Raw genomic sequence first — 8,406 nt, forward strand, 5'->3', positions numbered from 1 at the left:
GGCCCCCGTCCGTCGGGACGGGGGCCGGCCTTCGCCGTTAAGGGGTGCGGCGCCGGGCTCAGCCGCCCGCAGGGCCCTCCGCGTCCCTGCGGGCCGCCGCCCGTTGCTGGACGTAGCCGACCACGGCCAGCGCGATGGCCAGGCCGCCCGTGGAGTACAGCTGGACGCGTGTGTCGGTCTCCAGGCCCATGAGGACCAGTGCGCCCGCCACGCCGGCCAGCGTCACCCAGGTGAGGACGGGGAAGGCCCACATCCGCACCACCAGCCGCTCGGGCGCCTCCCGCTCCAGGCGGCGGCGGAGGATCAGCTGGGAGGCGGCGATGAAGCCCCACACGATGAGGACGACCCCGCCGACCATGTTCAGCAGCCAGGCGAAGACGGTGGTCGGGTACCAGTACGACAGCAGGACGGCGAAGAAGCCGAACGCGGACGAGGCGAGCACCGCGCGCCGCGGCACGCCGCCGGAGACCTTGCCCAGCGCCTTGGGGCCCTGGCCGCGTGAGACCAGGGAGTAGGCCATGCGCGAGGAGCCGTAGATGTTGGCGTTCATGGCGGACAGCAGGGCGATCAGGACGACGACGTTCATGATCTGGCCGCCGCCGGGGACGCCGAGGCGGTCGAGCACGGCGGCGTAGGGGCCGCTCGTGGTGACGGAGCCGTCGTTCCACGGGAGCAGCGTGACGATGACCAGCATCGAGCCGACGTAGACGATGCCGATCCGCCACATGGTGGTCTTCACGGCCTTGGCCACGCCGCTGACGGGGTTCTCGGACTCGGCGGCGGCGATGGTCACCGTCTCCAGGCCGCCGTAGGCGGCGAGGGAGGCCAGGAGCCCGATGAGCAGGCCGTCCATGCCGTTGGGCAGGAATCCGCCGTCGTGCAGGAGGTGCGCGGCGCCGGGGGCGTCGTTGCCGGGCAGGACGCCCAGGATGGCGAGCGCGCCCAGGATCAGGAACAGGGCGATGGCGCCGATCTTCAGCGCGGCGAACCAGAACTCGAACTCGCCGAAGTTCGAGACCGCGGCCAGGTTGCTGCCGCAGAAGAGGGCCATGAACACCAGGACCCACATCCAGGACGGGGTGCCCGGGAGCCAGCCCTGCACGATGTGGGCGGCGCCGATCGCCTCGATCGCCACGCCCACGACCAGCAGCGTCCAGAACATCCAGCCCGCGGTGAAGCCGGCCCACGGGCCGATCGCACGGTCGGCGTGGACGGAGAAGGAGCCGGAGGCGGGGTTGGCGGCGGACATCTCGCCGAGCATCCGCATCACGAACATCACGAGCAGGCCGGACGCGGCGTAGGCGAGCACGATCGACGGGCCCGCGGCGGCGATGCCGGCGCCGGAGCCCACGAAGAGGCCCGCGCCGATGACGCCGCCGAGGGCGATCATCGAAAGGTGCCGCTGCTTGAGTCCGTTCGACAGGGGCGAGCCCTGCGGGGCGCTCTCCGTCTGCGGGGGAGGTGTGGTGGTTGTCCGGCTCATGGTCGTGCCTGTCCAATATGCGAGATCGGGAATGTCGAGTATGAGCAGGCGGCCGAAGATCCGGTTAACTCGTCCGTTATCCGGACAGTCCCTTCACGGAGGGTGATCGTTTCGCAGCAGCCCCGTGCGTACGGGGGCGAAACGCCGCAACTGCGGACCCGGTTGATTCTCCTGCGGCGGGCAGGACTAGCGTCAGTGATCACGAGGGCGAGTCTGCCGCAGAGATCGCGCCAGGCCCACAGGGGAAGCAGAAGAAACTGACGCCCGAGTAAGCGGGCCACGCAGAACCACGAGGGGGAGCACCGAGATGACCGGCCGGACCCACCTGATCGAGAGCCTGATGGAGCGCTTCCCGCACATCCCGCGGGAAGCCGTGATCAAAGAGGACCTGCTGCGCGGAGGCATGGCCTTCGACGACTCCGCCCTCAGCGACACCACCAACGAAGCCACCGGCGGGATCAAGCCCAAGTCGTACTTCATCTTCTCCTTCGACCACCGCACCCTCCCCGAGCTCGGCGCCGCCGCCCTGCGCCGCCCGCCCGAGGAGATCGTCCTGACGGGCGGCCCCTACGAGCTGCGCCGCACGGTCGTCTCCGTCCGCGTCAACCCCGCCTCGCCCTACCGCGTCCAGGCCGGACCGGACGGCACCCTGGGCCTCTACCTCGACGGGCGGCGCATCTCGGACGTCGGCCTGCCGCCGATGCCCGACTACTACCGCGAGACGCTCCCCAACGGGAAGTCCGTGATGGAGGTCGCCCCGACCATCCAGTGGGGCTACCTCGTCTACCTCACCGTCTTCCGCGTGTGCCAGTACTTCGGCGCCAAGGAGGAGTGTCAGTACTGCGACATCAACCACAACTGGCGCCAGCACAAGGCCGCCGGCCGCCCCTACACCGGCGTCAAGCCGGTCGAGGAGGTGCTGGAGGCGCTGGAGATCATCGACCGGTACGACACCGCCCGGGCCTCCCAGGCCTACACCCTGACCGGCGGCGCCATCACCTCCAAGGTCGCCGGCCGCACCGAGGCCGACTTCTACGGCCGCTACGCCCAGGCCATCGAGGAGCGCTTCCCGGGCCGCTGGATCGGCAAGGTCGTCGCCCAGGCCCTGCCCAAGGCCGACGTGCAGCGCTTCCACGACTACGGCATCCGCATCTACCACCCCAACTTCGAGGTGTGGGACGAGCGGCTCTTCGAGCTCTACTGCCCGGGCAAGGAGCGCTACGTCGGCCGCGCCGAGTGGCACCGGCGGATCCTCGACTCCGCCGACGTCTTCGGCGCCCGCAACGTCATCCCCAATTTCGTGGCGGGCGTGGAGATGGCGACCCCGGACGGCTTCGCCACCGTCGACGAGGCGATCGCGTCCACGGCGGAGGGGCTGCGGTTCTTCATGTCCCACGGCATCGTCCCGCGGTTCACCACCTGGTGCCCCGAACCGACCACGCCCCTGGGCAAGCTGAACCCGGAGGGCGCCCCGCTGGAGTACCACGTGCGGCTGCTGGAGGTGTACCGGGCGACGCTGGAGGAGTACGGCCTGTCCTCCCCGCCCGGCTACGGGCCGCCCGGACCGGGCCAGGCCGTCTTCTCGGTGAGCTCCTTCATGGACAGCCTCCCGGCCGAGGAAACGGCAACGGAATCAGCAACGGAAACGGTCGGCTGACCGCGGAAAACCCTTTGTCCGGCGTTCGCCGCGGCAGCTAGGGTCGAACCATGGTTCCGGGCACGCTCTTCCGCTGACGTCTCTCCGGGAGCCCGCCGCACGGCGCGCTCCCGTATCGGTGATCTGCATCTGCATCTGCATCTGCATCCGCACACCACTCCACCGAGAGACGAGACTTCAGCATGCCTGCTCAGCCTTCCGCCGCCCGCGCCCCCTTCGCACGCTGGCTGCGCGCACACGCCACCACCCTGACCACCCTCGACCCCGACGCCCCGCTCGACGACCTGGAGCCGCTGCGCGAGCTCATCGGCGACGCCCGCGTCGTCGGCGTCGGCGAGAGCTCGCACTTCATCCACGAGTTCGGCCTCGTGCGCCGGCGCCTCCTGCGCTTCCTGGTCGAGCGCTGCGGCTTCACCGTCCTCGCCTTCGAGTACGGATTCAGCGAAGCCTTCGCCCTCGACGCCTGGGTCCGGGGCGCCGGCCCGGACGGCGACCTCGAGCGGATCAGCGGAGCCGCGCTGCCCATGGGCCTCCAGGAACCCCTGCGCTCGCTGCGCCTGCACAACCGCACGGCGGAGCGGCCCGTACGGTTCGCGGGCGTCGACGTCCCGGCTGCAGGCGGCTCGTTGCTCCCCGCGCTCCAACCGGTGGTCGACCACCTTCGCGCGGCAGACCCCGAGGCGTTGCCGGAGGCCGAGACCGCCGTCCGGATCGCCGAGCGCTTCGCCGGCGAGTCGGCGGCCGCCGCCGCACCCGCCTGGTCGCGGCTGGACGCCATCGAGCAGGACGCCCTCACGGCCGCCCTCGCCCGCCTCCTCATCCGCTTCCGCGCCACCGAGCCCCTGCAGGTCGCCCGCACCGGGCGGTACGCGTACGAGGTCGCGCTGCGGCGTCTGGAGGCCGCGTGCCACGCGGACTACACCATCCGGGCCATGGCCGCCCTCTTCGCCGGCACCGGGCTCGACGCCGACACCTCGTCCCGGGAGACCTACATGGCCGGGTCCGTCCTGTGGCACCTGCAACACGCCGAACCGGACGCCCGGGTCGTGCTGATGGCCCACAACGCCCACCTCCAGAAGGAGACCGTCGCCTTCGACGGATACCCGACGGCCTTTCCCATGGGGCAGTTCCTCCACCGCGCCCTGGGCGACGCCTACTTCGCCCTGGGCGTGTCGTCCGTCGGCGGGCGCACGGCGGAGATGAGGCTGGAGGAGAGTGCCCGGTTCGGCTTCACCGTCGACGACACGGCGCTGGAGGCCCCCGAACCCGGAAGCATCGAAGCCGCGTTCGCCGACGCTATGCCGGCCGGAGCCGCCGGCCTCGCCGGGCTGCGCACGGCACCGCGGGGCGGCGGCAGCCCCGACCGGACCCGCGTGCAGAGCGCGTACCTGCCCGTACCGGTGGCGGACGCCTTCGACGGGATGCTCTGCGTCCCCTCGTCCCGGGTGGCCGACGGCATCGACATCTGACCGTGGCCGTGGTGCGCGGCCGTCCGCAACCGGACGGCCGCGTCGTCATCGTCAGTGGTTCAGCCGTGTCGCCACGTGCGTGGCCTCCTCGATGTCCACCCCCGCCTTGTCGAGCAGCTGCTCGGACAGGTCGCGCAGCGCGCGTGCCGCCGCGACCTCCTCGCCGACGCGCTGCTGGGTGGGGTCGGCGGGGTTGCGGTTGGACCGTCCCACCGCGGTGAAGTCCGAGCCGTCGTCCATGTGCAGCCGCACCGCCGCCTGGGTCAGCGCACCGGCCTCGCGGAACTCCATGTCGATGGAGCTCTCGACGATCTTCTCCGTCGCCATCACACACCTCCGGGGTCCGTCGTTGCCGCCCTGTTGCGCTCCAGCAGGTCGATCACTTCCTCGTCCGGGGTCTGGGAGAAGTCCTGGTACCACTCGCCGACCGCGTAGAAGACGGGCGGGGTGGAGAGGCAGACCAGCTCGTCCACCTCCGCGCGGAGCGCCTGCGCCGCGTCCGGCGCCGCCACCGGCTCGGCGAGCACCACACGGGCCGCTTCCTGGGCCCGGACCACCCGGCAGGCGGCCGACGCCGTGGCGCCGGTGGCGATGCCGTCGTCGACCACGATCGCCGTGCGGCCCCGCAAGGGGATCCGTGCGCGGCCGCCGCGGAACCGCTCGGCCTGACGGGCCAGGTTCGCCTCCTCGCGCTGCTGCACCTCGGCCAGGTCGTCCTCGTCCACGCGGCCCATCCGGACGATGTCGCTGTGGACGACCCGCACGCCGCCCTCGCCGATGGCGCCGAAACCCAGCTCCTCGTGGAAGGGAACACCCAGCTTGCGCACGAGCACCACGTCCATCGGAGCCCCGAGCGCCTGCGCGACCTCGTAGGCCACCGGGACGCCGCCGCGCGGCAGGCCCAGGACGACGGGGTTCTCGGCGCGCAGGTGACCCAGCTGCTCCGCCAGGCGGCGGCCGGCGTCCACGCGATCGCGGAATCTCATGATCCACCTCTTCTCCCGGGGGCTCCGGAGAACGAGGGAAGCCATACATCCAATATGGTCAGATTCCCGCCGATAGTCCACGTCGGCAGCCCGGGCAGGCGTCCACGCCGAGCACCCACGCCGAGCACGCAGGCCGCTCAGTCCACCTCCAGCGCCGCCCGCACCCGCTCCGCCACCTCCGCCGCCTCCTCGTCCGACGCGTAGCGCCCCCGGGGCCAGAAGAAGCCGCGCAGGCCGTCCTTGCGGTTGCGCGGCACGACGTGCACGTGGAAATGCGGCACCGACTGGCTCACCCGGTTGTTCGCGGCCACGAACGACCCGGCGGCACCCGTCCCGCGCTCCACGGCCCCCGCGATCCGCCGCACCCGGGCGAAGAACGGCCCCACCTCGTCCGCGGACAGGTCGGTGAGCGTCTCGGCGTGCCGCCGGGGCACCACCAGCACGTGGCCGGGGAACAGCGGCCTCGCGTCCAGGAAGGCCACGGCCGTCCCGTCCTCGAAGACCCGGTGGGCGGCCGCGGCGCCCCCGGCGATCGCGCAGAAGATGCAGGCAGCCTCGTCCATGCCCCCAGTCAACCGCAGCCACCGGACCCGGCCGGCCCGCGCACCGCCGACGCGGTGTTCCCCGCACCGCCGATCCGGCGTTCCTCGCGGGCCCTACGGGACGCGCCCGGCCGCCCGGGGCAGGGATCACCCCATGCCTCTCCACGTCGGGACCTCGGGCTGGCAGTACAAGGACTGGCGCGGCGTCCTCTACCCGGACGGCTGCCCGCAGCGGCTGTGGCTGGAGGAGTACGCCAAGGGATTCGCCACCGTCGAGAACAACAACGCCTTCTACCGGCTGCCGCCGCCCGGGACCTTCGGCGACTGGCACGACCGCACGCCTGCGGGCTTCGTCATGGCGGTCAAGGCCAGCCGCTACCTGACCCACATCAAACGTCTCCGCGAGCCCCAGGAGCCGGTCCAGCGGCTGATGCGGCACGCCTCCGCGCTCGGCGACCGGCTGGGCCCCGTCCTGCTCCAGCTGCCGCCCACCCTGCGCGCCGACCCGGCCCTGCTGGACACCGCGCTGGGCTGCTTCCCCGAGGGCGTCCGCGTGGCCGTCGAGCCCCGCCACGACTCCTGGTGGACCGACGAGGTCCGCGACCTCCTGCGCGGCCACGGCGCCGCACTGTGCTGGGCCGACCGCGATTCGCGGCCCGTCACGCCGCTGTGGCGCACGGCTCCCTGGGGATACGTGCGCTTCCACAGCGGGCGGGCCCGGCCCTGGCCGCGCTACGGCCGGGCGGCGCTCGCGAGCTGGGCCGGGCGCATCGCCGACACCTGGCCCGACCGGGCCCACGTCTACGCCTACTTCAACAACGACCCCGGGGGAGCGGCCGTCCACGACGCCGTCGCCTTCGCCGGCGCCGCCGGCCGGCTGGGGCGCACGGTGAGCCGCACTCCGGATGCGCACGCCTGAGCCCGCACCGATGCGCCGTGCACCGCGCTTCCGGCGTACGCGGAACCGGGAACGCCGAACGAGGTTGCACCGTCCGAGCCAGTGTGGCCCGAAACGCGCGCGGCTGGGGGTGCCGTGCGTACGGGGAGGGGGGCGCACGGAGTGGACGAAGAGCAGCGGCGACACCCGTTACTGGCCGGACGGTACCGGCTCGTCGACCAACTGGGCAGCGGCGGCATGGGCGTGGTCTGGCGCGCCCTCGACGAGCTCCTCGACCGCGAGGTCGCCGCCAAAGAGGTCCGGGCCCCCGACCACCTGCGCGAACAGGAGGTCCGCACCCTCTACGCACGCCTGAAACAGGAGGCCCGCGCCGCCGCCCGCATCAGCCACCCCAACGTCATCACCGTTCACGACGTGGTCGAGCAGGACGGCCGCCCGTGGATCGTCATGGAGTTCGTCCGCGGCCGGTCGCTCGCCGAGATCCTGCAGCACGAGGGCGTCCTCACCCCGAAGGAGGCCGCCAAGGTCGGGTCGATGGTGCTGCAGGCCCTGCGCAGCGCGCACTCCTCCGGCGTCCTGCACCGCGACGTCAAACCGGCCAACGTCCTGCTGGAGCCCAGCGGCCGCGTCGTGCTGACCGACTTCGGCATCGCCCTGGTGGAGGGCTCCGGCACGCTCACCCGCACCGGCGACCTCGTCGGCTCGCCCGACTACCTGGCACCCGAGCGCGCCCTGGGACAGCGGCCCGGCACCCCGTCGGACCTGTGGTCGCTGGGCGCCACGCTGTACGCGGCGGTCGAGGGCGTCTCGCCCTTCCGCCGCACGTCGGCGCTCGGCACCCTGCAGGCCGTCGTCCAGGACGAACTGCCCACGCCGCGGCGCGCCGGTCCCCTCACCCCCCTCCTCGAAGGGCTCCTCCGCAAGGACCCGCAGACCCGCATGGGCTCGACCGAGGCGCAGCGCCTCCTGGACGCCGTCGCCTCCGGCCGGATGCTCACGCAGCCCGACCTGGGGAGCGCACAGCCCGCCGGATACGTCCCCACGACGCCTGCCACCCCCGCCCCGCAGCCGCCTCCCGACCCCCGCACCACCTACGGATCGGGCTACGGAGCGGGCTACGCGTCGGGCTACGGAGCGGGGTACGGGTACGGCTCCGGCGCCCGCTCGCCCGGCGGATCGCCGCCCTCCGGTACGCCCGCGGGGACGCCCTCCGGCACTCCGGCCACCGGGTCGCCCGGCCGGCCCGGTGGCGCGGCAGGGAGCTCGGCCTACGGCTATCCGCCACCGGCCTACGGCTATCCGCCGCCTGCGCCCGTACCGGCGTACGTCCCTTTCCGGACGCCGGCCCCCACCTCGGCCCCCACGCCCGTC

At 72.7% G+C, this 8,406-nt stretch carries 7 protein-coding genes and 1 pseudogene; 4 read left to right on the forward strand and 4 right to left on the reverse strand.

Annotated features, from left to right (window positions below; genetic code table 11):
* Positions 1 to 58: 58 nt before the first annotated feature.
* Positions 59 to 1,483: an amino acid permease gene (locus ACSNOG_RS30515; protein WP_436755945.1), complete on the reverse strand. Its 1,425-nt coding sequence runs from the start codon at positions 1,481 to 1,483 to the stop codon at positions 59 to 61.
* Between the two features lie 307 nt (positions 1,484 to 1,790).
* Here ACSNOG_RS30515 and ACSNOG_RS30520 point away from each other — a divergent pair, with 307 nt between their 5' ends.
* Together ACSNOG_RS30520 and ACSNOG_RS30525 are read left to right on the forward strand one after the other, a co-directional pair.
* Positions 1,791 to 3,140 carry a radical SAM protein gene (locus tag ACSNOG_RS30520; RefSeq protein WP_436755946.1) on the forward strand — a complete coding sequence of 450 codons (1,350 nt, stop codon included), beginning with the start codon at positions 1,791 to 1,793 and terminating at the stop codon, positions 3,138 to 3,140.
* A gap of 182 nt (positions 3,141 to 3,322) precedes the next feature.
* Complete coding sequence (locus tag ACSNOG_RS30525) at positions 3,323 to 4,609, forward strand: erythromycin esterase family protein (protein WP_436755947.1); 1,287 nt, start codon at positions 3,323 to 3,325, stop codon at positions 4,607 to 4,609.
* Between the two features lie 51 nt (positions 4,610 to 4,660).
* On the opposite strand, the gene ACSNOG_RS30530 is transcribed toward ACSNOG_RS30525, so the two are convergent.
* From ACSNOG_RS30530 to ACSNOG_RS30540, 3 genes and pseudogenes are all read right to left on the reverse strand, one after another.
* Complete coding sequence (locus ACSNOG_RS30530) at positions 4,661 to 4,936, reverse strand: DUF1876 domain-containing protein (protein ID WP_436755948.1); 276 nt, start codon at positions 4,934 to 4,936, stop codon at positions 4,661 to 4,663.
* Between the two features lie 26 nt (positions 4,937 to 4,962).
* Positions 4,963 to 5,595, reverse strand: a pseudogene (locus ACSNOG_RS30535) (phosphoribosyltransferase); the annotation flags it as partial.
* A gap of 137 nt (positions 5,596 to 5,732) precedes the next feature.
* Positions 5,733 to 6,158 (reverse strand): HIT family protein, encoded by a 426-nt coding sequence (locus ACSNOG_RS30540; RefSeq protein WP_436755949.1) that lies wholly within the window; start codon positions 6,156 to 6,158, stop codon positions 5,733 to 5,735.
* A gap of 133 nt (positions 6,159 to 6,291) precedes the next feature.
* On the opposite strand from ACSNOG_RS30540, the gene ACSNOG_RS30545 reads away from it, so the two are divergent.
* Complete coding sequence (locus tag ACSNOG_RS30545) at positions 6,292 to 7,056, forward strand: DUF72 domain-containing protein (protein WP_436755950.1); 765 nt, start codon at positions 6,292 to 6,294, stop codon at positions 7,054 to 7,056.
* A 141-nt stretch (positions 7,057 to 7,197) separates the two neighbouring features.
* Positions 7,198 to 8,406, forward strand: a 1,209-nt coding sequence (locus ACSNOG_RS30550; RefSeq protein WP_436755951.1) for a serine/threonine-protein kinase, incomplete at its 3' end; no start/stop codon positions are given.

The organism is Streptomyces sp. URMC 124 (assembly GCF_051386455.1).
Taxonomy (GTDB): Bacteria; Actinomycetota; Actinomycetes; order Streptomycetales; family Streptomycetaceae; genus Streptomyces.

Coding starts and splice junctions, on each gene's coding strand:
- ACSNOG_RS30515 (WP_436755945.1), bottom strand. CDS start 1,483: ATGAGCCGGACAACCACCACACCTCCCCCGCAGACGGAGAGCGCCCCG.
- ACSNOG_RS30520 (WP_436755946.1), top strand. CDS start 1,791: ATGACCGGCCGGACCCACCTGATCGAGAGCCTGATGGAGCGCTTCCCG.
- ACSNOG_RS30525 (WP_436755947.1), top strand. CDS start 3,323: ATGCCTGCTCAGCCTTCCGCCGCCCGCGCCCCCTTCGCACGCTGGCTG.
- ACSNOG_RS30530 (WP_436755948.1), bottom strand. CDS start 4,936: ATGGCGACGGAGAAGATCGTCGAGAGCTCCATCGACATGGAGTTCCGC.
- ACSNOG_RS30540 (WP_436755949.1), bottom strand. CDS start 6,158: ATGGACGAGGCTGCCTGCATCTTCTGCGCGATCGCCGGGGGCGCCGCG.
- ACSNOG_RS30545 (WP_436755950.1), top strand. CDS start 6,292: ATGCCTCTCCACGTCGGGACCTCGGGCTGGCAGTACAAGGACTGGCGC.